Below are 22893 nucleotides of genomic sequence, written 5' to 3'. Positions count from 1 at the left end.
GTATGTTTCAACACATCCTGGTGGTATGTACGGGCAACATCTGTCGCAGCCCGGTGGCTGCGGCAATGCTGCGCCAGCGCTTGCCCGGGCGGGACATCAGCTCCGCCGGCCTGGGTGCGCTGGTCGGCAGCGACGTGGAACCCCGTGCCCGTGCACTGGCCGAGGCGGACGGAATCGAGGTGGGCGCACACAAGGCGCGACAGCTCGATACCGACCTGCTCAGCCAGGCGGACCTCATCCTGGTCATGAGCGATGGCCAGCGCCGCGAGATCGGCAAGCAATGGCCTGAAATGCTCGGCAAGACGCTGCGCCTCGGCCAATGGCTCGAAGGGGGAGAGGGGCGAGACATCCCCGACCCCTATCGCAAGAGCACGGAGGTTTTCGAGCATGTACACCGTCTTCTCGCTCAGGCGTCGGAAACGTGGGCGTCGAGAATGTAAATGACATCTCAGTGGAACCCACGGGTGGCACGACCTGCCGCGACTTGCGCGGTCTAATTCCTTGATGAAGTAGAGCCCTATGTCCAATAAACCGACCACTCAACCTCAGGCTGAAGAGACGATCAATCTAGGTCGCCTCTTTGGCGTTCTTTTTGATCACAAGTGGCTGATTATTTTCGTCACTGGCCTCTTCATGCTGATGGGTATCGTGCATGGCATGCTGGCAACGCCCATCTATCAGGCCGACGCCCTGGTGCAGATCGAGCGTCGCTCCAGCGTCAGCCCGTTCGGCGACGTCGGCAACGTCCTCGGGGTCGAGGCCCTCAACACGCCGGCCGAGGTGCAGATTCTGCAGTCGCGGCTGGTGCTTGGCCAGGTGGTGGACCGCCTGGGTCGCGACGTCATCATTCGCCCGGTGGAGATCCCGGTGATCGGTGATTTCGTGCTCCGGCGCGGCATTCCCCGCCCCGGCTTCATGGTGGGTTACCCCCATGTCTGGGGTGATGAAAGTCTCGACGTCGGCCGTTTCGAGCTTGCGGATTCGCGCCGAGGACAGAGCATTCTGGTGGAGCGCAGCATCGACAACCGCTACCGCGTCTTCGTCAATGAGGAGCCGGTAGGAAGCGGTGAAATCGGTCGGGTCGAAGCGTTTCTCGACGGTGACCTCGAGCTGAGCATCGACAGTTTCGACGCCGCGATCGGCAGCCGCTTTCAGTTGATGAAGCAGTCACGCACCTCGGCGATTCGCTCGATCGGCGGCCGCCTGCAGGTGATCGAATCGGGGGGGCGCGGTACGCCAACCGGCATGCTGCGCATGACCATGGTCGGGGCGGATCGCGAAGAGATCCTACGCACGCTGGATGCGGTAGCAGAGACCTTCCTCACCCAGAACGTGGAGCGCCAGTCGGCCCAGGCCGAGCAGAGCCTGCAGTTCCTGGAGGACCAGGCGCCAGAGCTGCGCGAGCAGCTGGTAGGCGCCGAGCAGCGGCTCAACGAGTACCGCGCCAACCTCGATAGCGTGGACCTCTCCAGCGAAGCCCAGGCGGCCATCCAGCGTTACATCGAGCTCGAAAGCCGCTTGAATGAGTTGGAGTTCCAGGAGGCGGAGCTGGCCCAGCGGTTCACTCCGAGCCACCCCTCCTACCAGGCGCTGCTGCGCCAGAAGCGCCAGATCGAGGAGGATCGCGCCGAGCTGAATGCGCGGGTCAACGAGCTGCCGGCGGCACAGCAGGAAGTGGTTCGCCGCACGCGCGATGTCGAGGTGACCCAGGCCATCTACGTCAACGTGCTCAACAAGATCCAGGAGCTGCAGGTTGCCCGTGCCGGCACCATCGGCAACGTGAGGATCATCGACCGCGCCGCCATCAGTGGGCTGGTGGCCCCCAATCGTGCCCGAACCACGCTGCTTGCGACTCTGCTTGGCGCTATCCTGGCCGTTGGCGGTGTGCTGTTGCGCGAGCTGCTGCGGCGTGGCGTCGACTCGCCGGAGCAGATCGAGGCCGCCGGCCTGCCGGTCTATGCCACCATTCCGCTGTCGACCGGCCAGAACAAGCTGGCACGCAAGGTGAAGCGCAAGAAGAAGCGGGCCTCGCAGGATATCGTCGTGGGGGTGCTGGCCGACCGTGAGCCCTCGGATCTCGCCTTGGAAGCGCTGCGTGGCCTGCGCACTAGCCTGCACTTCGCCATGCTGGAAGGACGCAACAACCGCCTGATGATCACCGGACCAAGTCCCGGGGTTGGTAAGAGCTTTGTCAGCATCAACCTTGGTGCCGTATCGGCCCAGGCCGGCAAGCGCGTGCTGCTGGTGGATGCTGACCTTCGTCGCGGCCATATCCATCATGCCTTTGGCAAGGGTAGCGAAAACGGCTTGGCTGACTACCTCTCCCATCAGGCCGACCTGGATGAAATCATCCAGCCCACGGGGATGGAAAACTACTGGGTGATCACGCGCGGGACGGCGCCGCCCAACCCCTCGGAGCTGCTGATGCAGCCGCGCTTCACCGAGGCCATGGAAGAGCTCAGCCGGATGTTTGACCTGATCATCGTAGATACGCCGCCGGTGCTTGCCGTTACCGATGCCAGCGTGGTGGGCAAGCAGTGCGATACCACCCTGCTGGTGGCACGCTTCGAAACCAACCCGGTACGTGAAATCATGGCGGCCAAACGGCGCCTCGAAAGCAACGGCCTGGTGGTGCAAGGCGCCATCCTCAATGCCATGGAGAAGCGGGCTTCCACGGCAGCAGGTCACTACGGCTACTATTTCTACAATTATCGCTAGGCGATACGTTTTGCCTCGCGTTGGATGAAGAAGACGATCTCATGAAGATATTGGTTACAGGCAATGCCGGGTTTATCGGCTTCCACACCGCCAAGCGCCTGCTGGAGCGTGGCGACAGCGTGGTGGGGTTCGACAGCGTCAACGACTACTACGACCCGGCCATCAAGGAAGCGCGCCTGGCGATCCTCGAGCGCACGGCGCAGGAGAGCGGCAGCGAATACGTCTTTGAACGCGCCAACCTGGCCGACCAGGAAGCGGTTAACCGGGTGTTTGCCCAGCATCGTTTCGACCGCGTGATTCACCTCGCGGCCCAGGCGGGGGTGCGCTATTCACTGGAAAATCCGCACAGCTACGTGGAGAGCAATATCATTGCCTTCACGAACATTCTCGAGGCCTGCCGGTACGCCGAGACTCCGCACCTGACCTATGCCAGCACCAGCAGCGTGTACGGTGCCAATACCCACATGCCCTTCGTGGAGCATGAGGGAGCCAACCATCCGCTGCAGTTTTATGCTGCCACCAAGAAGGCCAATGAAATGATGGCGCACAGCTACAGCCATCTGTTCGGGTTGCCGACCACGGGCTTACGCTTCTTCACGGTGTATGGGCCTTGGGGCCGGCCTGACATGGCGCTGTTCAAGTTCACCCAGAACATCTTGAAAGGCGAGCCGATCCAGGTCTTCAACCATGGCAAGCACACGCGCGACTTCACCTATGTCGACGACATCGTGGAAGGGGTGATCCGCGCCAGCGACCAGGTGGCGACGGCGGACCCGGACTGGTCGAGCGATGTGCCCAACCCGGCCACCAGCAATGCGCCATTCCGGCTGTTCAACATCGGCAACGACAATCCGATCGAGCTCGGCGGCTACATTGAAGCCATCGAGGAAGCGCTCGACAAGCAGGCCATTCAGGAGCTGCTGCCGCTGCAGCCGGGCGACGTGCCGAACACGTTCTCGAACTCTCAGGCGCTGGAAAAGGCGGTGGGCTACAAGCCGGCCACACCGGTCAAAGAGGGTGTGGCCAACTTCGTCGCCTGGTATCGCGAATACTTCAAGGCATGATGTACTGCTGAGGGCTGGATAGGGTGGGGGTGGCCGGGGTTGCCGGCCACCTTCCTCCGTCAGAAGGGACGCACAGCAACAGTATCGGAGCATGAGCCGAGCCTCGGCCATCGAGGAAAGGCGGCAAGCCGCCAGAGCATGCTCCGTTCTCAGTCATGGAAAGCCCAAAAAGTCGAAACCACTATGCTTCACAATCTGAAAGAACTCTACCGGCTCCTAACCCTGGAGCAGCGTAAGAAACTCCTCCGATTGCAGATCCTGACGGTGTTGATGGCTTTCGCCGAAATAGCGGGCGTACTTTCCATCGGTCCGTTCATGGCGGTTGTCGGTGACATGCAGCAGCTGGAAGGCACCGGCATTCTGGCCCAGCTCTACCAGCGTTCTGGTGCGGAAAGCCATGAGCAGTTTTTATTCTGGATGGGCATCGGGGTGCTGGTCATGCTCTCCCTGGGCGCCATGATCTCCATGTATACGGTGTGGCGCCTCTCCATGTACGGCGCCAGGGTAGGCGCGGAGCTGAGCAGCCGGCTATATACCTTCTATCTTTACCAGCCGTGGCTATTTCATGCGAGTGGCAGCAGCAGTCAGCTGACCAAGCAGATCACCGGCGAATGCAACCGGGTTACGGGCAGTATCATCAAGCCGTTCATGCAAATGAATGCCAAGCTGGTGATGGCCACGCTGATGGCGGTCTCCATTTTCATCTATAACCCTGCGGTGGCCCTGGCTGGCATCGTGGTGTTCCTGGCCGCCTACCTCCTGCTCTACCGCACGGTTCGGCACAAGCTGGTGGCCAACGGCAAGACCATTTCCGCCATGCAACGCCAGCGGTTCCAGCTGATGTCGGAAGGCTTCGGGGGCGTCAAGGACGCCCTGCTGCTGGGCAGGCAGGCAAGCTTTACCGAGCGTTTTGAAAAGGCAAGTCATCGAGCAGCCAGAGCGCAGGGGACCACCCAGGCGCTTAGCCAGGTGCCGCGCTATGCCATGGAGCTGGTGGCGTTCGGAGCCATTATTTTCCTTGTGCTGTACCTGCTGGTGACGCACCAGGGGAACCTTGGCACCATTCTGCCTATTCTGTCGGTATACGCCCTGGCGGGTTTCAAGATGCTCCCCGCGTTCCAGCAGATCTATACCAGTATTTCCACTATCCGCGGCAACCTCGCCGCCTTCGAAGCCATTCGGGATGACCTCTACGCCAGCCGTGAAGTAAAGGCAGGCGCTGCCCCGGGGGCTGCGTTGGCCGAACCTAGCATAACGCCCAAAGAGGCGATTCGACTGGAAGACGTGAGCTTCCGCTATCCTGGCAAGGCGGAATCGGCGTTGAACCACCTCGACGTGACGATTCCGGCCAATCAGGTGATCGGGCTGGTCGGTGCATCAGGTTCCGGCAAGTCGACGGCGATCGACCTGCTGCTGGGTTTGATCGAACCCTCGACCGGACGGCTGCTTGTTGATGGGCAACCTATCACCGATGACAACCGCCGGGCTTGGCAGAATACGCTGGGCTTCGTGCCGCAATCCATCTTTCTGGCCGACAGCAGCATTCGAGAAAACGTTGCCTTCGGTCTCCCGCTGGCGAGCATCGACGACGACAAGGTCAAGCAGGCGGTCACCATGGCTCACCTGGACGAGCTGGTCGCCGAACTGCCCGATGGCTTGAACACCCGAGTGGGAGAGCGAGGGGTACAGCTCTCCGGTGGCCAGCGCCAGCGAATCGGGATTGCCCGTGCCCTCTACAACGATGCCGAGGTTCTGGTGCTGGACGAAGCGACCAGTGCGCTCGATGGAATTACCGAGAAACTGGTAATGGATGCCATCCACGACTTCTCCGGTAAGAAAACCATCATCATGATTGCGCACCGGCTGGCCACCGTGAAGCAGTGCGACTGTATCTACCTCATGGCCAATGGCTCCGTCGTGGACAAGGGCACCTACGATGAGCTGGCAGCACGCAACATTACCTTCAGGCGCATGGCTGAACACGCCTGACCCTGAACAGGTGAGAGAGCAGGGCCGGCCTGAATTCCAGCCATCCCTCCCGTAACGCCCAGCTTGCTTTCTAAGGGCTAGCGCAGGGTTTGGCTCCAAGCGGGCCGCAGCATTTAGGACGGGGAATGGCAAAACTCATGCGTGTTTCGCTGGGAGTGGGTGTGGGGCTGCAGAAAAGTGCTGAGCTCAGTGGTTTTGAAAAGCCAAACGTAGTTGGCTATGGTTATGTGCTTCAGGTTTACGGCATGTTGTGTCGTGTAAAGAACAGGTGAGCTCGAAAGGGAACGTCGGGGATAGTCAATCGCTGTCGCCTATCAAGGAACAGAGAGGAGACGAGCATGCTGCAAGCGTCCACAATCAAGGCCGCACTTGGTGACATGGTTCAAGCCGGCGTCGCCAGAGGGCTGCCACCCCGCTGGTTTGGCTACCAGCGTGTCGTGCATGAAACCGTGCAGGACTATTTTGCACGCCATGGCAACCAGGTCGGCGGCGGACGATATGAAACCGTGCACCCCGAAAGCGTTTCGCGTCACGCCCTGCCTTGCAACATCAAGAATGACGACGTCCTGCCGGCCGATAGAGGATGGTGGGGACACTCCTTTCGCGACATACCGCAGCGACGCAACCAAGAAACGTTCATCGCCACTCTCCCCGACTGCCTTGTCACCTGGTACAAACGTCCGGACAAGCAGAACAGCCTATGGCCGGCCATTCTCAATGGCGACCAGCGCGCCCTGAAAATGCGCGAGATTAAGTTTCGCAGCGGTCACGCTGCGGTGCTTCGCAAGTCGCCTGAGCCGGTGCGAATGCAGCAGGCGATCTGGGTCACCGAGCGGGTCTACGACAACCACTCCCATTGGCTGACCGCCCATTTGCCGAAGCTGCTGTTGTTGCGCGAGCGCAATATGTTGGACAACGTCCTGCTTCCCATGGAACGTACGCCGGCAATGGATGGTTCGTTGCGGCTGCTTGGCTTGGATCCAGAGGGCTTCAAGACCTTCGATCTCTCGCGCCCGCTCAAGGTCGAGCAGCTCACCGTGGTGGGAACCGACCGCTTCCGGCCCGAGCTGATACGTCAAGTACCCGATGCGTACGGTGTCGATGACGCCGCCCCGGCGCAGCGCAAGATTTTCATCAGCCGGGCAAAGGCAGAGCGACGCCGGCTGATCAATGAGGATCAGCTCTGGCCGCTGCTGGAAGCCGAGGGGTTCGAACGCGTCTTCATGGAAGAACTCAGCTTCGAGGAACAGGTCGAGCTGATGAAGAGTACGGCGGTGCTGGTGGCACCGCATGGTGCCGGATTGACCAACATGATGTTCTGCCAGAAGGGCACGCATATTGTCGAGATCGCCGACCTTGGCTTTCCCAATCCCAATTTCTACGCCCTTGCAGCGGCCATGGGGCACAATTACTGGCTGATCCAGGCCGACTCCGTGGGTGATGTGCATCCCCTTGAAAAGGACCTCAAGGTCGATACGGATGCTGTAAGCCAGATCCTGCCGCGCCTGTCCTTGCGGCCTAATGAGCTTCGCGACGATGCGTGATTCTGCGGATATGGAAATCTCGATCATCATCCCTTGCCACAATGCCGAAGCCTACATTGCTCAGACGATCGGCTCTGTGCTGGAGCAGACTCGCCTGCCGAAGGAAATCATCGTGATAGACGATGGCTCTTCCGACGACAGCCTTGCGGAGGCACGGCGTGTTGCGGCGACGTCTCAGGGCAGAGTTAAGGTCTACGCCGAGCATTCGGGCAACGCGCCGCGCACGCGCAACCTCGGTGCCCTGCTGGCCGAAGGCGACGCCTACATGTTCCTGGATGCCGATGACGTGCTTGGGCCCAATGCCCTTGAGGCGCTGGCCGAGGCCTTGGCTACGTCTCCTGCGGCAGTGGCGGCATGTCCGTGGAAGCGCCTGGAGCAGGAAGGAGAGGCGTGGGTCAGTCGCCCCGCCACGGGGCCGAAGCGGCGGGCAGACCAGGATGCCCTGGCCGGCTGGCTGACCGGCTGGTATTACCCTCCCTGTGCCCTCCTGTGGTCGAAGCAGGCGTTTGACCACATAGGGGGGTGGGACGAAGAGGCGGTGGTCAATCAGGACGGCGATCTGATGATGCGTGCGCTGGCGTGCGGCATCCCGCTCGTCGAGACAGCTGCCGGCGTCGCCTACTATCGCCGCCTGCCCACCGGGCAGGTTTCGCTAAGCGGTAAGCGCATGACCTACGAGGGGCTGGTGGCCCGTATCGGCATCCTCGACAAGATCGCACGCATTCTTGAAGAGCAAGGTCGCATCGAGCATTACTACTCTGCGCTTGCCAGCGCATTTGCGCTGATCGCCGCCGATGCCCGGGGCACCTATGCCGGGCTCCAGCAGGAGGCCACGGAGCGGCAGCGCCTCTATACGCCTTCAGCGCTCCGTAGGGGCGTGATACGGCTGCAGCGCTCCCTCGCGCGGCATAAGTCCACTCAGGCAGATGGCCGCGAGGCGGCAGGGCAGCAGGCGCCCGAGGTCGTCGTATCTGGACTTGGCCACGCAGAAGGCGTACGTCCCGATATAACGACCGCGGGAGAAACCGAGGCGCTGATACCGGTAGCGGCTATCGTACGGCCGGCTGTCAGTGTGGTGATTCCTGTCTATAACCGAGCGCACCTGCTGAGCCGCAGCTTGGCAAGTGTGGTGAACCAGACCTGTCAGGATTTTGAAGTCCTGGTCATCGATGACTGCTCACGCGACGATCCGGCTGCAGTGATCCGCCAGTTTGGCGACGAACGCATTCGCTATGTTCGCCAGCCTTATAACCAGGGGGTGGCGGCAGCGCGCAACCGCGGTCTGCGAGAGGCAAGAGCCCCGCTGGTCGCCTTCCTTGACGATGACGATGAGTGGTTCCCGGAAAAGCTCGAAGCTCAGATCCAGCTTTTTGAAAAAGCTCCAAAGGAGCTGGGCCTGGTCTACACCGGTGTCGAGACGGTGACGGACAACGGTGAAGTGACCGAACAGGTGGCGGCGGCGCGCGGCGATCTCTACCGTGAGCTGCTGGTGAAGAACCTGCTTCATGGCGGGTCAAGTGCCATGGTCCGGCGCAACGTGATTACGCGAGTGGGTTTTTTCGATGAAACCCTGCCGGCCATCGAGGACTATGACTACTGGCTACGCATTAGCCGCTACTACAAGGTGGACTGCATTGGCCGGCCCTTGGTCAGATACCATGATCTGCGCGATATCAGCACGACGCAGGAGGCCTCGGCGCGCCGGTCGCGCAACATCGAAGCCAACTTGAGAGCCAGGGAACTCTTCTACGAGAAGCATAAGCGCGAGATGCAGGCTCATGGTGTTGCCCACCTGTTCCTCGCGCAGAGTGCCCGACGGCATGTGTCGTCGGAGTGGCACGATGCCGCAGGGGCAAGGCGCCTGGCTCTAAAAGCATTCATTATGGCGCCTCAGTCTCGGCTAACCGTGGCTGCCTTAGGTAAAGCTTTTGTGCCGCGAGAAAAGCTTTCTAGTTATCGTAGACTGTTCTCAAAAAATTGATCTAAACGTTTTTGACTGCTCGTGGTGGTTTTTTTATGTATTTTTTAGAAAGGGCGCTAAAGAAGTTATCAAAAAAAGTGAAAAGTAAGAAAACGGATAAGAAAAAATATTTACCGCCGGATATTGTTGAAGGGCCTTTGGAAGCACTTGTCCTGCGGCAAGCAGGAAAAAGCGTCGCATTTCGATGCCGCATGGAATATTGCATTGATGAAAGCGGGTTGGGATTTTCGCCTGTTGGATGGCATCCTTTCGTAGCGGTATTGGCAGAATACGAAACTAACAATAAGTTAGTTTATAAAGATAGTATTCTGGAAAAATTTTACAAAAAATGGCAGCCTAACAATGCAGGCGAAGCATTGATAGGAATGGACCCGCCTCCTAAAAAAATGGCAGAGCTGCCTCCTTACGCACTTTTCCTGTCCCCGTGGAAGCCGGTTACGCTGGACGAACTTAAGGCTCGTATCGATCAATGGACAAGTGAAGATAATCTCGAGCACGGGCATCCAGAACTGGACTGGAAAAAAAATGGATTGAAATTTTTTGGCCCGGTTAATGATGACCTGGGCGAGTTTGAATTTCAAAGGCTAATTGATATCTATGAAGTGCTTCGTAAGAGAGGGTACGATCGTGACTGTGGAGATATCGGAGTAGTTCTGCTACGTCACAGGAACGAGTATCGATTTTTGGTGGCCGGCGGGGGTAGGCATCGCATCGCAGCCTTGGCAGCACTGGGATACAAAGAATTTCCTGCACAGTATATTGTTCCCCAGTTTGTGGTGGATTCAAGAGATGCGGAACATTGGCCGCAAGTTAGAGCCGGCATGTGGTCAGCTAAAGAGGCTACGGCTTACATGGATTATCTGTTCGATTTTGACAGTGGGTCATGGTTTGATAAATTTATAAGCAGTTGACTTATAAGGAATTTTATTAATAACTTAAGAGGTGATGCGTAAGTTATCGTCTAAACTGTTTTATCGCAAGGAAGCTTATGGATAACAAAAGGAAAGGGATGCGTGTATGTGTGATGGCAAGTGAGTTCCCCGTGCGATCGCAAACCTTTGTCATGCACCATGTAACAGGAATGCTGGACCGCGACCTTGATGTCCAGGTTCTCGGCCATAAAGGCGAGGAGGCCGCCTGGCTGAGCCTGGGCGTGTATGAGGAGTCATTGAGAGAGCGGGTCTGGCATCCCGAGATCCCGAAACCCTACCTTGCGCGGTTGCAGGGTCTCTTTGATCTTCAACTGCACAAAGCTAACCGGGCGGGATATATCAAAAGCTTCAATGCATTCCGGTTCGGTCAGAAAGCCTTGAATCTGAACCTGCCGTATCTCTATTCTCTGGCTTCAAATATTGCTCCGATCGACATCCTGCACTGTCATTTTGGTCCCAATGGCATACTGGGAGCCTACTTGAAAAAATTAGGATTGGTGAAAAATCTGGTAGTGACCTTCCATGGCTATGATCTTTCCATGGTCGCGACCGGAACCAAGCACCCCTACAAGGCAGTGTTTGATGAGGCGGATGCCATTCTTCCAGTCAGCAAGCGCTGGCATAAGCGCCTTCTCCAGTTGGGAGCACCTGCTCAACGCACGTTTGTTCACCATATGGGCATTGATGTACGGGCATTTCCCTACCGTGAGCGCAATGCTTCGCATGAAGCTCCTCTCCGGCTCATTACCACCGCTCGCTTCATGGAAAAGAAAGGTCTGGAATATGCCGTACAGGCCGTGGCGGAGGTTGCCAAACAGAGCCCAGACTTGAGTTTCACCTATGAGTTGATTGGCGACGGCCCACTATGGCAAGAAGTAGGTAACCAGGTGAAGGCCTTGGGTTTGGAGAGTCGTATCAATCTCCATGGCGCTCTCCCCCACGACGAGGTGCAGAGCCTGTTGAAGAATGCCGATATCTTTTTGCTGCCCAGCGTGACAGCCAGCAACGGGGACCAAGAGGGAATACCCGTTGCCCTAATGGAAGCCATGGCGAGCGGGATGCCGGTGCTTTCGACCTTCCACAGCGGGATTCCCGAATTGGTAGAAGATGGCGTGTCAGGCTATTTGGTGCCGGAACAAGACAGCCAGAGCCTCGCGAACAAGCTTATAGAACTCCTGAAAAATCCGGATAAGCGTGTCGCCTTTGGGCGAGAAGGTAGAAAAAAAGTCGAAAAGGAGTTTCATCTCGACAATCTCAACGATCGCCTCGTATTGCTGTACGAACAGATGCTTTCAGATCAAGACAATAGACTCGGAAAAATGCTGAACAGCGACTGAACGGTCGACGCTGATTTTATGGTGCACCTCATGAAGATAGTGAACTTTCTCTCCGATATTGGTTTTCAAAGAGTCGGTAAGTGTGCTTTCCTGAGGAGCTCGGAAGGCAACAAAACCATACTCAAGGTGCGCTCTGAAGCGAACTATTGGTATCAAAAACTTGCGCGAAAGCTTCTGGGTGGGGATACCTCATTCGATAACGAAATGATGGTATATGAGCAGTTGCCAGAAAACCGGTTCGCAGCTTTTCGTTACCCTCAGCTTATCAAAACGGATCATGAAAATTTTCTCCTGCTTCGATTTATCCAAGCGGAACAAGGCTGGAATAAGGAGCTGGTCAGCAAGGAGAGGGTTTTGTCGGCCTTGCTGGAGTTCAATCTTTCCGATATTTCCATTACCCATTCAGGATTGAAGCGAATCGTGACACGTTTTGTCAGAAGTTCGACGGCAAAAGTGTTGAGGTGGTCGTTCAGCTTGAATTCATATAGTCCTTGGTATTTCTTCAAAATCGTTGCTTTCCTGATTTCTGCAGAAATCAAGCAGGGCAAGAACCAGCGCGCCCTTTTGATGCATAACGATCTGAACGTTAACAACAACGTGCTTTCGGATCAGGATGGGTCGCCTTGGTTTTTAGATTTTGAAAGCGTCACGCTGGAAAGGAAGTGGGTATTTATCGATGTCCTGAACCTGTGTGTAATAGAAAAAAACAGGTTTGAATTCGATGCGGACATGCTACGACAGTACCTATGCGAACTTGACAAACGTGGAGTTTTGTCAAAAAATTTTGATATTTCCTTGCAGCTGCGTGTCGTTTTGATGCGAGTATATTTGCAGTCATTTCGCTACCAGAAGAATCCGGAGCTTAAGGAGGTTTTCGGACATTTCCTGACCGACGTTTTGCTCGATAAAAAAGTTTATGAGAATTGGTATAATTCCAATATTGGTTTGGATAGCATGAAGATCTATTCCGAAAAGACTGAGCCAGCCAACCATAAGGCCTGATTGATAAATGAAGGATAATGACCCTGTCGATGTCGTGATTACGTGGGTAGATGGAGACGATCCAGAATGGTTCACGCTCTATCGCCATTACGCGCCCTCCATGGCCAAGAAAAAAGAGACTTCTTTGCAACGTTTCAAGAGCCTGGATAACTTGATGTACATTTTTCGGGGCATTGAGACCTTCATGCCTTGGGTGCGTCATATCCATCTTGTTACTTTTGGTCATTATCCGAATTGGCTCAATATTGACTCTGGCAAGGTGCGCTTGGTAAAGCATGAGGATATTTTCGAAAATCAGGAATTTTTGCCTGTATTCAATAGTGGAACTATCGAGATGAACTTTGATAGGATTCCAGGCTTATCGGAGAAGTTTGTCTATTTCAATGATGACATGTTTGTAGTAAATGCCGTTTCTAAAGATTTTTTTTTCAAGAGCGATGTGCCCTGCGATTTCCTGAAAATTGTTCCTTTGATGCACGCGCAAGATTTTTCTCATCGTTTGCATGAACAAATGATGCAGGTTGTTTCGAAGGAAACTTTCTCCGACTGGGGGCTTAGAGAGAAATTTTCCAAGCTGCTCAATTTCCGCTACGGCTTAAAAAACCTTGTTCTTAATGCATTATTTCTTAGGCTTAAGCATTATCCCTTGTTTGAAATCCATCATCATCCCCAGCCTTATCTGAAGAGTAATCTGGTGGATGCAAAGGAAAGCTATCAGGAGAAGGTGCAATATACGCTCGGAAAAAAATTTAGAACAAAGGACACGCTTTCACAATATATATTCCGATTCCATGCCTTGGCTAAAGGTGAGTTTTATCCCCAGGTGCCCCAGGGCTGTCATTTGATTAATTATTCTTCGTTCGAAGAGCTCAAGGGGAAGCTTGTGCAGATGAAGGCCCAAAGGGCTAATTTTGTCTGCTTCAATGACAGTCATTTTCTCAACGAAGAAGACTTTGCCGAAAGCAAGAAATTGATGTTGGAGTATTTTAACGATCTGCTGCCGCATCCATCTTCATTCGAATTGAAAAAATGATGCAAAATATTATGGAAGATATATGAATAGCATCAGGCCCCATGGAAGAACCACAGTAATTATTACGACCTACAATGACGAGCTTGCGACTCTTGAAAAGGCAGTGGCTTCTGCTCTAGAGCAGAGCCTGTTGCCCGCTGCCGTTCTCGTGGTGGATGATGGGTCCAATAACTCTGTGGCTCAGCAAGTCGTTGATAAATTTTTGGCCGAGAGTGAAGTGACATTGCGTTGCCTGAAAAAGCGCAATGGTGGGCCTTCCTCTGCCAGAAACTTTGGCCTAGAAAATACCACCAGCGAGTTTGTCACCTTTCTTGACTCTGATGATGAGCTGCTTCCGGAAAATCTAAACAATAAGGAAGAAGTCCTTCAGGCCTTGCCCGTTAACTACTTTGGCGTGTATGGCACCTATCTCAAGATGCCCATGAATAAGCTGCATTCCTATCAGGATGCAGATGGACTCATCAACACGGATCAAGTGGGCAAGGAGGGTGGTATACCCGGCGGGGTTCATACCTATGTGTTCAGAACAGAGGCACTGCGAGCAATCGGAGGATTCGACGAAGCGCTAGTTCATAATGAAGACTTTGATGTCATCATCAGGCTCGCCAAGGCGGGCTGGCTCTGTAAAGGAAATGTCGGCCCAGGCTTTATAAGAAATTACCGAGATAATTCTCTGACACGTAACAATAATTATCAGGCAACTTATAATAATTTGTTGCGTTTTTTGGACAAGGCCGAAGAGAACCAATATTTTTCACCTCATGAATTGAAAAAAAGGCGGAAAAGTTGTGAGCTCAGATTGGCTAAGAGCATGCGCGCCGATGGGCAAGAGCGCAAGAAGGTGGCTTATCACCTGACCCGCGCCTTTCATCATTCGCCGCCATCACGATTCAAGGAATGGCTCGCCTATCTTTATGGTAAGTGCTCTCTGTAGGCCCTATAAAATGAATATCATGCACGTAATTTCCTCAGCTGCGGCTGGTGGAGCAGAAGTTTATGTAAAAGATATTTCGATCGAGATGAGAAAGCGGGGACATAGGGTTTTCATAGCTTTCCTAGATCGCGCAGAAGAGGCAGGCCGCGAGCAGTCTTATGAGGACAAGTTCCTAGCAGAATTGCGCGATAATGGTATCGAATTCGGTTTCGTCGGCGCACGCGCAAGACGGAATCCATTAAAGGGCGTGGCCGCGCTGCGTAAGTTTCAGCGTGCCTTCAAGCCTGATCTGATTCATTCCCACTTATATTACGCGGCAATTTTTTCCGCTTTTTTGCCTCGCGTAAAGCGAGTCTATACCCATCATAACATTAAGCTTAGGGCTAATCCGATTCTATACCGTTTTTTGGATCGCAGGACCCATGCTTATGTAGGAATTTGTAACGCATGCACCTCATTGTTGAAACAGGTGGCCACGCGTGATGTTCACCACATAGACAATGCTGTGGATGCAGCTCGCCTCGTGCCGATAGAGAATTATCCCGACAGAGCATTGGTCACTCTTCTTTATGTCGGACGTTTGTCGGAGCAGAAGAATTTGGCATTATTGCTCAATGCCTTGAGCAGAATCGACTCGGCTAATTACAGGCTGCTGCTTGCTGGTAGCGGCCCAGAAGACGCTCAATTGCGTCAACTTGCGTCCGAGCTTGGTATCGCGGAACGCCTCGACTTTTTGGGCAATGTCGACAATGTCTCGAGTCTGCTTAAAGAAGCCGATGTCTTTGTAATGTCCTCAGCGTGGGAAGGTTTGCCCATTGCACAGATCGAGGCCACCTTGACAGGCTTGCCTGTTTTAGTCACCGATGTAGGCGGGTGTTCCGAAATCGTCGAGAAAGTGGATAATGGTCTGGTCGTTGGCGTTGAGGTAGAAGCCTATGCGGATGCATTGAAAAAAATGTTAAACGATTATTCTGCCAGGCTGCGTTATCATCGTAATGCGATCAATAACTCGGAAATCTATACGATTTCAAAATCGGTAGACAAGCATCTGGACCTCTACCATAGCCTCTGAACCAATGGTGCATCCATGACGACCGGACTGCTATTTGTCTATATTTTGTTCACATTTACGGCTGTATACTGCTTGTGGGTTGCCGTTTTGCATCGTTGGCTGCTCTGGCCACTTGTTCTGGCCTATGTTACACGACTAGTACTCTTCCTCTTGGATTACTTTCGTATCTTTCGTCCACCAGGTGCGACAGATGATGCGTCGCGCTTCAATAATACGGCACGTTATTGGTCTCAGTTCGAATGGTCTCATCTCATGGACATAGTGGATGTGACTCATTCGCATTTTTATGCTTGGCTTGGTGCGGTAGTTCAAAAACTGGTTGGCGTATCTTATTCTATATTGCCGGCATTCAGCTTTCTTTTCGGTCACGTGGTCGTCGCCGTTTCTGCCATTATCGCTTATCAGCTGTGGGGTAAACGCGCGGGAATCATGGTGGCGCTTGTGCTAGCTCTGTATCCCTTTGCCGCTTTTAATTCCATTCTCGCGATGCGCGAGGAAGTGGCAATCATGTTTTTTATCCTTGGTTTGTACTTTTTCGTCAAATGGGTCTCTGGTAGGTCATACCTAGGTATTATCTGGGCTTGCCTCTGTTTCGGCGGTGCCGTGGCGTTTCACCCCGGCTGGATCGGTGCTTTTGTCGGCGTAGCAGCGTACCTCACATTTTTTCTTTACCGTACCGTTTTCAAGACGGATACGACACGGGCTAGCTATCATGATGCGCTGAAGGTGTTGCTATCATCCACCATGCTTGTACTTTCGCTTGGAATGGTGGCCTTTGGTGGTGGTATTTCGCTCGGTAAAGGTATTGAAGTCGGCGGAGAAGGGGAAGGAGGCGTTGGTTCCGCAATTGAATCGCGTTTCTCGCGCGAGGCGACCGGTGGCTCCGCTTATCCTAGCTTCATTGCGCAAGGTAACCCTTATACGCAGCCATGGTTGATTCCCGCACGTATTGTCTACTTTCATTTTTCTCCCTTTCCCTGGGACTTGCGCAGCCCGAGGCATCTGCTCGGGGTAGTGTCCTCCATGCTTTACTTGTTCATGGCTTGGCGTGTCTACAAAGGTTGGGATACGTTGAAAAACAGGGAAGAATGTGTTGCAATGTTATTCATGTTTGGCGCACTGACCTTCATCTTCGCGATTGGTGTAACCAACGTGGGTACGGCCATCCGCCACAAGACTAAGCTGCTGGCTTTATTCTTGATTCTCGCAGCGTCGACATTCCACACTTTCAAAATCAAGCTAAGGAGAGCTTAATTGTGGATGTTCTGATTATTGCAGGCAATGCCCGCTCGCTAATGGCTAATCGTGGTGATCTGATCCGTGAAATGCTTGCGCAGGGCCTCGAAGTAGGGGCGGCTGTCCCTACTGCGGATTATTTACCTGATGTCGAAGCATTAGGCATTGCCATTTATCCGATCGACATGGGGCGTACTGGCGTAAATCCTATGCATGATCTCAGGACTCTTCATGAGCTCTACAAGCTGATCAGAAAAATCAGGCCTAGTGTAGTGTTCAGCTATACCAGCAAGCCCGTCATCTACGGCAGCCTAGCGGCGAAGATGGCTGGGGTGCCACGTATTTATTCAATGATTACAGGCCTTGGTCATCTTTTTACCACCGACACACCAAGGACACGCCGGCTGCGCCGAGTTCTCAGCATGCTTTACCGTGCCGGACTTTCCTGTAATGACAGGGTTTTCTTCCAAAATCCCGATGACCTCAAGGAATTCACCGACAAGCGGATTCTTTCTAAGGCGACAAAAGCCGTTCGTACCTACGGTTCCGGCGTCGATATGGCGCGCTTCGCTCGCCAGCCGTTGCCTCAAGGCCCCCTGACGTTCCTGTTTATCGGCAGGCTGCTTGGCGAGAAGGGAATAGCGGAGTTCTGCGAAGCCGCCAACCTTTTGAAGCAGCGGTATCCTCAGGTCAGGTTCGTGGCCGTGGGCCCGCACGATCCCAGCCTTCCTCATGCCTGTGACATTCAGGATCTGGAACGCTGGAAAAGGGAGGGCGCCGTCGAGTTTGTCGGAGGCGTGGAGGATGTAAGGCCCTGGATCAGCGAATGCTCTGTATTTGTACTGCCTTCGTATCGTGAAGGTACGCCGCGTTCTGTGCTCGAGGCGATGAGCATGGGGCGCGCTATCATCACCAGCGATGCACCTGGCTGCCGAGAAACGGTGGAGCCGGGCATCAATGGGTTCCTGGTGGCTCCAAGAACCAGTGCGCCCTTGGCTGATGCGATGGAGCGCTTCATTCATGAGCCCGAGATGGTGGCCACGATGGGCGAGGCCAGCGTTGAACTGGTAGAGAAATACTACGACGTGCGCAAGGTCAACCGCGTCATCATGGAAGCCATGTTGCTGACCGGGCCGGTTGAACGCCATGCCGTGGAGCAGGAGTGCACATGAATTTGGCCGCCAAGCGTCTCTTTGACATCGTTGCCAGTGGCTGTGCGTTGCTGGTGCTTGCTCCTCTCCTGCTGCTCGTAGCGCTCTGGGTGAAGCTCGATAGCCAGGGCCCTGTCATGTTCAAGCAGCGGCGTGCGGGGCTCAACGGCCAGCCTTTCATGATCTTCAAGTTTCGTACCATGATCGACCGGCCTGCTGACAGCATTGACCAAAACAGTGAACAGGTCGTGAGCTCCGGTGAGGACAATAGGATCACCCGGGCCGGACGTTTCCTTCGGGCGACCAGCATTGATGAGTTGCCGCAGCTGATCAATATCCTGAAGGGCGACATGAGCGTTGTGGGCCCGCGTCCAATACTGATGGAGCAGATCGAGGTGATACCGCCTGGCTGCCTTATCCGCTTTGACGTTCGGCCTGGCTTGACCGGTCTGGCTCAGGTAAAAGGGCGGCGCAGCTTGGGATGGCTGCAGCAGTTGGCCTTCGATGCTGAATATGTTCGCAAGCAGAATTTTTTCTATGACCTGCGGCTGATCTTCAGGACCGTGGTAGTTGTACTCAAGGGCAGCGGCCTCTATGGCGGAGAGGGATTGAACTGGAGAGCTTACCGGGAGAGTCTCGGGGGTAGGGCACCCAGTGACCAGGATGTCGAGGAGGCGATGAAGCAACAATGATCAAGCGTATGATGATCACCGCCAGCCCTGATGTCGCGGAATATATCGAGCAGCATGGCGTCGATAGGATCTTCCTGGACCAGGAGGTCAACGGCAAGGCCCAGCGACAAGGCCACCTGGATACTCACAAAGCGGCGCATACCCTGGCGGATATTGAGGCTATTGCCAAGGTGTTGCGAAAAGCTGAGCTGATGGTACGCATAAACCCACTGCATGATGGTACTACAGCTGAGATCGAGGCTGCGCTTAACCATGGTGCGCAGCGTCTCATGTTGCCCATGTTCACTTCGCGGCATGACGTCGCTGAATTCCTGGAACTGGTAGGGCAGCGCGTGCCGGTTACCTTCCTAGCAGAGACAGCGCCAGCACTGGTAAGGCTGGCGGACTGGCTGCCGCTGCTTGTCCCGGGGCGAGATGAAGTCCATTTCGGGCTGAATGATCTTTCATTGAGCCTGGGCTTGGACTTTCTGTTCGAACCCATGGCTGGACGGCTGTTCGACGCCGCATCTGAGCAACTTGAGCAAGCGGGTATTACCTGGGGTATTGGTGGCATCGCCAGGATCGGTCAGGGCGAGCTGCCGGCGGAAAACGTCATTGGCGAGCATGTGCGGTTGGATTCTCGCTGGGTCATCCTCTCGCGTGCATTTCATTCTGGCGCCGCAACCGCTGCAGAACTGCTGCAGTCGATTGATTTCCCACGCGAGATTGCTGCACTGACTGATGCTGAGCAGCAGTGGCGTGCTCGCGATCAGGAAGCCCTGCTGGAAAACCATCAAATCCTGGCCGAGCGGGCGTTTCGTCTTGGCCGAAAGCAGGTGAGTAGATAAATGGCGTTAGATTCCCTTGAACGTATCCTTTTTTTACAGAAGGAAGAGGTGCTGCAGGATCAGCGTGAGTTGGTCCTTCAGCGACTGGGTGAATGGTATCCTGCTGCCACGATCGATTTTGCCGGGAGTGCCCAGGAGGTGTACGCCTCTCGTTCTTATGATGCCGTGATCACGCCGACGCTTCCTTGGCTAGCGGCGGCACTGAACAAACTGGAGAGGTTTTGCTGGATTCATTTTCTCTCGGCCGGTGTGGAAAAAATATGGGAAATGGATTTCGATAAGGCCAATGCCTTTCTGACCAAAAGCAGCGGTGTTCATGGCGCTCCCATGAGTGAGTACGCCATTGGTGCCATGTTGTACTTCGCTAAGCAGTTCAATCGGTTTCATGAGCAGTCCAAGCGGGCCGAATGGAAGCGTACCTGGCTGAATGAGCTGACCGGACGCCGTGTGACCATTCTGGGTTTGGGACATGTTGGTACGGCGCTGGCCCAGCGAGCGAAGGCGTTTGATATGGAGGTAGTGGGGACTCTTCGCCATATTCGGGAAGTACCTAATGTCGACCGTGTTGTCGCAATGGAAGATATTGGCCAGGAGCTCTCACGCTCCGATTATCTGGTTGTGTGTTTGCCTTTGACGCCGGAAACACGTGGTCTGGTAGACGCCGCTTTTCTTTCCCGCCTGAAGCCTGGCGCGGTACTGGTCGACATCTCACGTGGTGGTGTTGTGAACGGCGACGCCGTGTTGAACGCCCTCGACAGCGGCATCCTGAAGGGAGCCGCTCTGGACGTTTTCGAATGGCAGCCGTTACCTGAAGGCTCGCCACTTTGGAAACACGAAAATGTGCTGGTCACCCCGCATGTATCGGGTACTACGCCGTTTTACCTTGAGCGTGCACTCGAGGTCTTCCATGCCAATGCACTGGCGCTGTTGTCGGGGCGAGAGCCTGTTACGCCGGTGAATAGAGAGGCTGGGTATTAATATGCAAATAGGTGACACTTCTCCCACCATTCTGGTGACGGGTGGGGCGGGCTATATCGGCTCACACACCGTGCTGGCGCTGCTCGAAGGTGGTTACCAAGTCGTCGTTCTGGATAACCTTTGCAATTCGTCGGAAGAAGCGTTGCGTCGCGTTGAAGCCTTGACGGATGGTGCCATAGATTTCGTTTGCGGAGATGTCAGGGACAGTGCTGAGCTTGAGCGGATATTTACACGTTTTGAAATTGCCGCGGTGATCCACTTTGCAGGCCTGAAAGCGGTAGGTGAGAGTGTCCGCTCACCGCTCGCCTACTACCAGAATAACGTAGAGGGCACCTTGAGTCTTTGCCAGGCCATGCAGAAGGCCGGCGTCAAGAAGCTGGTATTCAGTTCGTCCGCCACCGTCTACGGGGCCAATGCTCCCGTACCCTATCGCGAAACGTACCCTCGCGGTAACAGCTCTAACCCCTATGGACGCTCCAAGGCCATGGTCGAACAGGTGCTCGAGGACATCTGTACGGCCGATGCTTCTTGGTCCGTCGCTTCGCTTCGTTACTTCAATCCTATCGGTGCCCACCCTTCCGGGCTGATCGGTGAGGACCCGCTGGGTATCCCTAATAACCTGATGCCTTTCATTGCACAGGTTGCGGTAGGAAAACTTCCCGAGCTCGCCATCTTTGGCCAGGACTACCCCACCGATGACGGCACCTGCATACGCGATTACCTGCATGTCATGGACCTTGCCGAGGGTCATGTCGCTGCGTTGCGCCGCCTGTCGGTGGCAGGCATCGCCTACTTCAATCTTGGAACGGGCCAAGGTTATTCAGTGCTCGATATCGTCCAGGCATTTGAGCGTGTAACGGGACGGAAGATTGCCTATCGGTTTGCCGAAAGGCGTGAGGGTGATTTGCCTGCCTTCTGGGCCGATGCCTCGAAGGCAAAAAAGGACCTGGGCTGGTCGGCTAGCCGAGGGCTTGATGAAATGATGGCCGATACGTGGAAATGGCAGTCCAAGAACCCCAAAGGATATCGCGGCTAATCTAGCCGATTGCCGAATGAATGGAGATCAATGGTCATGAATATGGATACGGTACGCCTCGGCATCATCGGTCTGGGCTACGTGGGCCTTCCCTTGGCAGTCGAGTTTGGGAAGGTCTTGCCTACCGTAGGGTTTGATATCAATGTCCGTCGCATCAGCGAGCTACGCGACGGGGTCGATCATACGCTAGAGGTCGAGCCCGAACTGCTAGCCTCAGCGCACCATCTTACGTTCACCAGTGAACTTAGTGCGCTAGAGGCTTGTAATGTCTATATCGTCACGGTTCCGACGCCTATCGATTCCAGTCGCTGCCCCGACCTGACGCCTCTCGTCAAGGCAAGTGAAACGCTTGGCAAGGTTATCAAGCGCGGCGACATTGTCATCTACGAATCCACTGTCTACCCGGGCGCAACGGAAGAAGACTGCATTCCTGTCGTCGAGCGCGTCTCCGGACTCACCTATAACCAAGATTTTTACGCCGGCTATAGCCCAGAACGTATCAATCCGGGCGATAAGGAGCATAGGGTAACCACCATCAAGAAAGTGACCTCCGGCTCTACGCCTGAAGTGGCAGATTTTGTCGACGCCCTGTATCAGCGCATCATCACCGCGGGTACTCACAAGGCAAGTTCAATTGCCGTGGCAGAAGCCGCCAAGGTCATTGAAAACACGCAGCGTGATGTCAATATCGCGCTGATCAATGAGCTTGCTGTCATTTTCAATCGCCTCGGTATCGATACCGAAGAGGTGCTGGAAGCCGCCGGAACCAAGTGGAACTTTCTGCCTTTCCGGCCAGGACTGGTGGGGGGGCACTGTATTGGTGTAGACCCTTATTACCTTACCCACAAGGCGCAGCGCGTGGGCTATCATCCGGAAGTGATTTTGTCGGGGCGCCGTATCAATGATGGCATGGGGGCCTACGTGGCAAGCCAGCTCATCAAGCAGATGATCAAGCGCCGCCTGCAGGTTGAAGGCGCGCGCGTGCTGGTTATGGGACTGACGTTCAAGGAAAACTGCCCCGATTTACGTAATACGCGTGTCGTGGATATTTTGCAGGAGCTCAAGGATTATAACGTTGAGGTCGATGTCTACGATCCCAGAGTGGACGCTGCCGAAGCCGAGGCAGAGTATGGCCTCCAGTTGATCAGTGAGCCTGAGTGTGACACCTACGATGCCATCATTCTGGCGGTGGCTCATCAGGAATTCCGTGACTTGGGGTCTGCAGCCGTGAGGCGCTGGGGAAAGACAAGCCACGTTCTTTATGATCTCAAATATGCCTTCCCCAAGCAGGAAGTCGATATTCGCCTGTAATGCTGAAGAATAAAAAATGGTTTCGGCCAAAAGACGATGGAAAGGTCAAAGCAAAG

20 protein-coding genes are annotated in these 22893 nt (G+C 54.8%); all 20 read left to right on the top strand.

Annotated features, from left to right (window positions below):
• The first annotated feature begins 2 nt into the window (after positions 1 to 2).
• The 20 genes from ACT7B3_RS10860 (at position 3) to tviB (ending at position 22837) form a co-directional block, all read left to right on the top strand.
• Positions 3 to 440, top strand: a complete 438-nt coding sequence (locus ACT7B3_RS10860) for a low molecular weight protein-tyrosine-phosphatase (protein WP_445157956.1) — start codon at positions 3 to 5, stop codon at positions 438 to 440.
• A 79-nt stretch (positions 441 to 519) separates the two neighbouring features.
• Positions 520 to 2718 carry a polysaccharide biosynthesis tyrosine autokinase gene (locus ACT7B3_RS10855; RefSeq protein WP_445157955.1) on the top strand — a complete coding sequence of 733 codons (2199 nt, stop codon included), beginning with the start codon at positions 520 to 522 and terminating at the stop codon, positions 2716 to 2718.
• Between the two features lie 41 nt (positions 2719 to 2759).
• The gene (locus tag ACT7B3_RS10850) at positions 2760 to 3782 is read left to right on the top strand and encodes an NAD-dependent epimerase (RefSeq protein WP_444677364.1); all 1023 of its coding nucleotides are present in this window, start codon (positions 2760 to 2762) and stop codon (positions 3780 to 3782) included.
• A gap of 183 nt (positions 3783 to 3965) precedes the next feature.
• Positions 3966 to 5771 (top strand): ABC transporter ATP-binding protein, encoded by a 1806-nt coding sequence (locus ACT7B3_RS10845; RefSeq protein ID WP_444677365.1) that lies wholly within the window; start codon positions 3966 to 3968, stop codon positions 5769 to 5771.
• Between the two features lie 125 nt (positions 5772 to 5896).
• Positions 5897 to 6043 (top strand): hypothetical protein, encoded by a 147-nt coding sequence (locus ACT7B3_RS10840; protein WP_445157954.1) that lies wholly within the window; start codon positions 5897 to 5899, stop codon positions 6041 to 6043.
• A 66-nt stretch (positions 6044 to 6109) separates the two neighbouring features.
• Positions 6110 to 7315 (top strand): glycosyltransferase family 61 protein, encoded by a 1206-nt coding sequence (locus tag ACT7B3_RS10835; protein WP_444677366.1) that lies wholly within the window; start codon positions 6110 to 6112, stop codon positions 7313 to 7315.
• Positions 7308 to 9296: a glycosyltransferase family 2 protein gene (locus tag ACT7B3_RS10830; RefSeq protein WP_445157953.1), complete on the top strand. Its 1989-nt coding sequence runs from the start codon at positions 7308 to 7310 to the stop codon at positions 9294 to 9296. Before ACT7B3_RS10835 ends, ACT7B3_RS10830 begins: the two co-directional genes overlap by 8 nt.
• 35 nt (positions 9297 to 9331) lie before the next feature.
• Complete coding sequence (locus ACT7B3_RS10825; protein ID WP_445157952.1) at positions 9332 to 10207, top strand: hypothetical protein; 876 nt, start codon at positions 9332 to 9334, stop codon at positions 10205 to 10207.
• A 170-nt stretch (positions 10208 to 10377) separates the two neighbouring features.
• On the top strand, positions 10378 to 11565 hold the full coding sequence (locus ACT7B3_RS10820) for a glycosyltransferase (RefSeq protein WP_445157951.1): 1188 nt from the start codon (positions 10378 to 10380) through the stop codon (positions 11563 to 11565).
• 30 nt (positions 11566 to 11595) lie between these two features.
• Entirely contained in the window at positions 11596 to 12567 is a 972-nt protein-coding gene (locus ACT7B3_RS10815; RefSeq protein WP_445157950.1) for a hypothetical protein, read from the top strand.
• A 7-nt stretch (positions 12568 to 12574) separates the two neighbouring features.
• A complete protein-coding gene (locus ACT7B3_RS10810; RefSeq protein WP_445157949.1) occupies positions 12575 to 13600 on the top strand; it encodes a Stealth CR1 domain-containing protein in 1026 nt (341 codons plus the stop codon).
• Between the two features lie 22 nt (positions 13601 to 13622).
• Entirely contained in the window at positions 13623 to 14534 is a 912-nt protein-coding gene (locus ACT7B3_RS10805; protein ID WP_444677375.1) for a glycosyltransferase family 2 protein, read from the top strand.
• Positions 14535 to 14544: 10 nt separating this feature from the next.
• Positions 14545 to 15606 (top strand): glycosyltransferase, encoded by a 1062-nt coding sequence (locus ACT7B3_RS10800; protein ID WP_445157948.1) that lies wholly within the window; start codon positions 14545 to 14547, stop codon positions 15604 to 15606.
• 15 nt (positions 15607 to 15621) lie between these two features.
• On the top strand, positions 15622 to 16860 hold the full coding sequence (locus tag ACT7B3_RS10795) for an ArnT family glycosyltransferase (protein ID WP_444677377.1): 1239 nt from the start codon (positions 15622 to 15624) through the stop codon (positions 16858 to 16860).
• 2 nt (positions 16861 to 16862) lie between these two features.
• On the top strand, positions 16863 to 18014 hold the full coding sequence (locus ACT7B3_RS10790; protein WP_445157947.1) for a glycosyltransferase family 4 protein: 1152 nt from the start codon (positions 16863 to 16865) through the stop codon (positions 18012 to 18014).
• Positions 18011 to 18685: a sugar transferase gene (locus ACT7B3_RS10785; RefSeq protein ID WP_445157946.1), complete on the top strand. Its 675-nt coding sequence runs from the start codon at positions 18011 to 18013 to the stop codon at positions 18683 to 18685. Before ACT7B3_RS10790 ends, ACT7B3_RS10785 begins: the two co-directional genes overlap by 4 nt.
• On the top strand, positions 18682 to 19512 hold the full coding sequence (locus ACT7B3_RS10780; RefSeq protein ID WP_444677380.1) for an aldolase/citrate lyase family protein: 831 nt from the start codon (positions 18682 to 18684) through the stop codon (positions 19510 to 19512). Before ACT7B3_RS10785 ends, ACT7B3_RS10780 begins: the two co-directional genes overlap by 4 nt.
• Positions 19513 to 20490 (top strand): D-2-hydroxyacid dehydrogenase, encoded by a 978-nt coding sequence (locus ACT7B3_RS10775; RefSeq protein ID WP_445157945.1) that lies wholly within the window; start codon positions 19513 to 19515, stop codon positions 20488 to 20490.
• A gap of 1 nt (position 20491) precedes the next feature.
• Positions 20492 to 21526 carry a UDP-glucose 4-epimerase GalE gene (gene galE, locus ACT7B3_RS10770; RefSeq protein WP_445157944.1) on the top strand — a complete coding sequence of 345 codons (1035 nt, stop codon included), beginning with the start codon at positions 20492 to 20494 and terminating at the stop codon, positions 21524 to 21526.
• A gap of 36 nt (positions 21527 to 21562) precedes the next feature.
• Positions 21563 to 22837 carry a Vi polysaccharide biosynthesis UDP-N-acetylglucosamine C-6 dehydrogenase TviB gene (gene tviB / locus ACT7B3_RS10765; RefSeq protein WP_445157943.1) on the top strand — a complete coding sequence of 425 codons (1275 nt, stop codon included), beginning with the start codon at positions 21563 to 21565 and terminating at the stop codon, positions 22835 to 22837.
• Positions 22838 to 22893: the final 56 nt, after the last annotated feature.

Source organism: Halomonas sp. E14 (genome assembly GCF_052568415.1).
Note: the sequence above shows the minus strand (reverse complement) of the source record. Positions and strands in the feature narration are given on the sequence as shown.

Bases quoted from the DNA above. Each gene is read 5' to 3' on its own strand.
- ACT7B3_RS10860 (WP_445157956.1), top strand. From the start codon at position 3: ATGTTTCAACACATCCTGGTGGTATGTACGGGCAACATCTGTCGCAGC.
- ACT7B3_RS10855 (WP_445157955.1), top strand. From the start codon at position 520: ATGTCCAATAAACCGACCACTCAACCTCAGGCTGAAGAGACGATCAAT.
- ACT7B3_RS10850 (WP_444677364.1), top strand. From the start codon at position 2,760: ATGAAGATATTGGTTACAGGCAATGCCGGGTTTATCGGCTTCCACACC.
- ACT7B3_RS10845 (WP_444677365.1), top strand. From the start codon at position 3,966: ATGCTTCACAATCTGAAAGAACTCTACCGGCTCCTAACCCTGGAGCAG.
- ACT7B3_RS10840 (WP_445157954.1), top strand. From the start codon at position 5,897: ATGGCAAAACTCATGCGTGTTTCGCTGGGAGTGGGTGTGGGGCTGCAG.
- ACT7B3_RS10835 (WP_444677366.1), top strand. From the start codon at position 6,110: ATGCTGCAAGCGTCCACAATCAAGGCCGCACTTGGTGACATGGTTCAA.
- ACT7B3_RS10830 (WP_445157953.1), top strand. From the start codon at position 7,308: ATGCGTGATTCTGCGGATATGGAAATCTCGATCATCATCCCTTGCCAC.
- ACT7B3_RS10825 (WP_445157952.1), top strand. From the start codon at position 9,332: ATGTATTTTTTAGAAAGGGCGCTAAAGAAGTTATCAAAAAAAGTGAAA.
- ACT7B3_RS10820 (WP_445157951.1), top strand. From the start codon at position 10,378: ATGCTGGACCGCGACCTTGATGTCCAGGTTCTCGGCCATAAAGGCGAG.
- ACT7B3_RS10815 (WP_445157950.1), top strand. From the start codon at position 11,596: ATGAAGATAGTGAACTTTCTCTCCGATATTGGTTTTCAAAGAGTCGGT.
- ACT7B3_RS10810 (WP_445157949.1), top strand. From the start codon at position 12,575: ATGAAGGATAATGACCCTGTCGATGTCGTGATTACGTGGGTAGATGGA.
- ACT7B3_RS10805 (WP_444677375.1), top strand. From the start codon at position 13,623: ATGAATAGCATCAGGCCCCATGGAAGAACCACAGTAATTATTACGACC.
- ACT7B3_RS10800 (WP_445157948.1), top strand. From the start codon at position 14,545: ATGAATATCATGCACGTAATTTCCTCAGCTGCGGCTGGTGGAGCAGAA.
- ACT7B3_RS10795 (WP_444677377.1), top strand. From the start codon at position 15,622: ATGACGACCGGACTGCTATTTGTCTATATTTTGTTCACATTTACGGCT.
- ACT7B3_RS10785 (WP_445157946.1), top strand. From the start codon at position 18,011: ATGAATTTGGCCGCCAAGCGTCTCTTTGACATCGTTGCCAGTGGCTGT.
- ACT7B3_RS10780 (WP_444677380.1), top strand. From the start codon at position 18,682: ATGATCAAGCGTATGATGATCACCGCCAGCCCTGATGTCGCGGAATAT.
- ACT7B3_RS10775 (WP_445157945.1), top strand. From the start codon at position 19,513: ATGGCGTTAGATTCCCTTGAACGTATCCTTTTTTTACAGAAGGAAGAG.
- galE (WP_445157944.1), top strand. From the start codon at position 20,492: ATGCAAATAGGTGACACTTCTCCCACCATTCTGGTGACGGGTGGGGCG.
- tviB (WP_445157943.1), top strand. From the start codon at position 21,563: ATGAATATGGATACGGTACGCCTCGGCATCATCGGTCTGGGCTACGTG.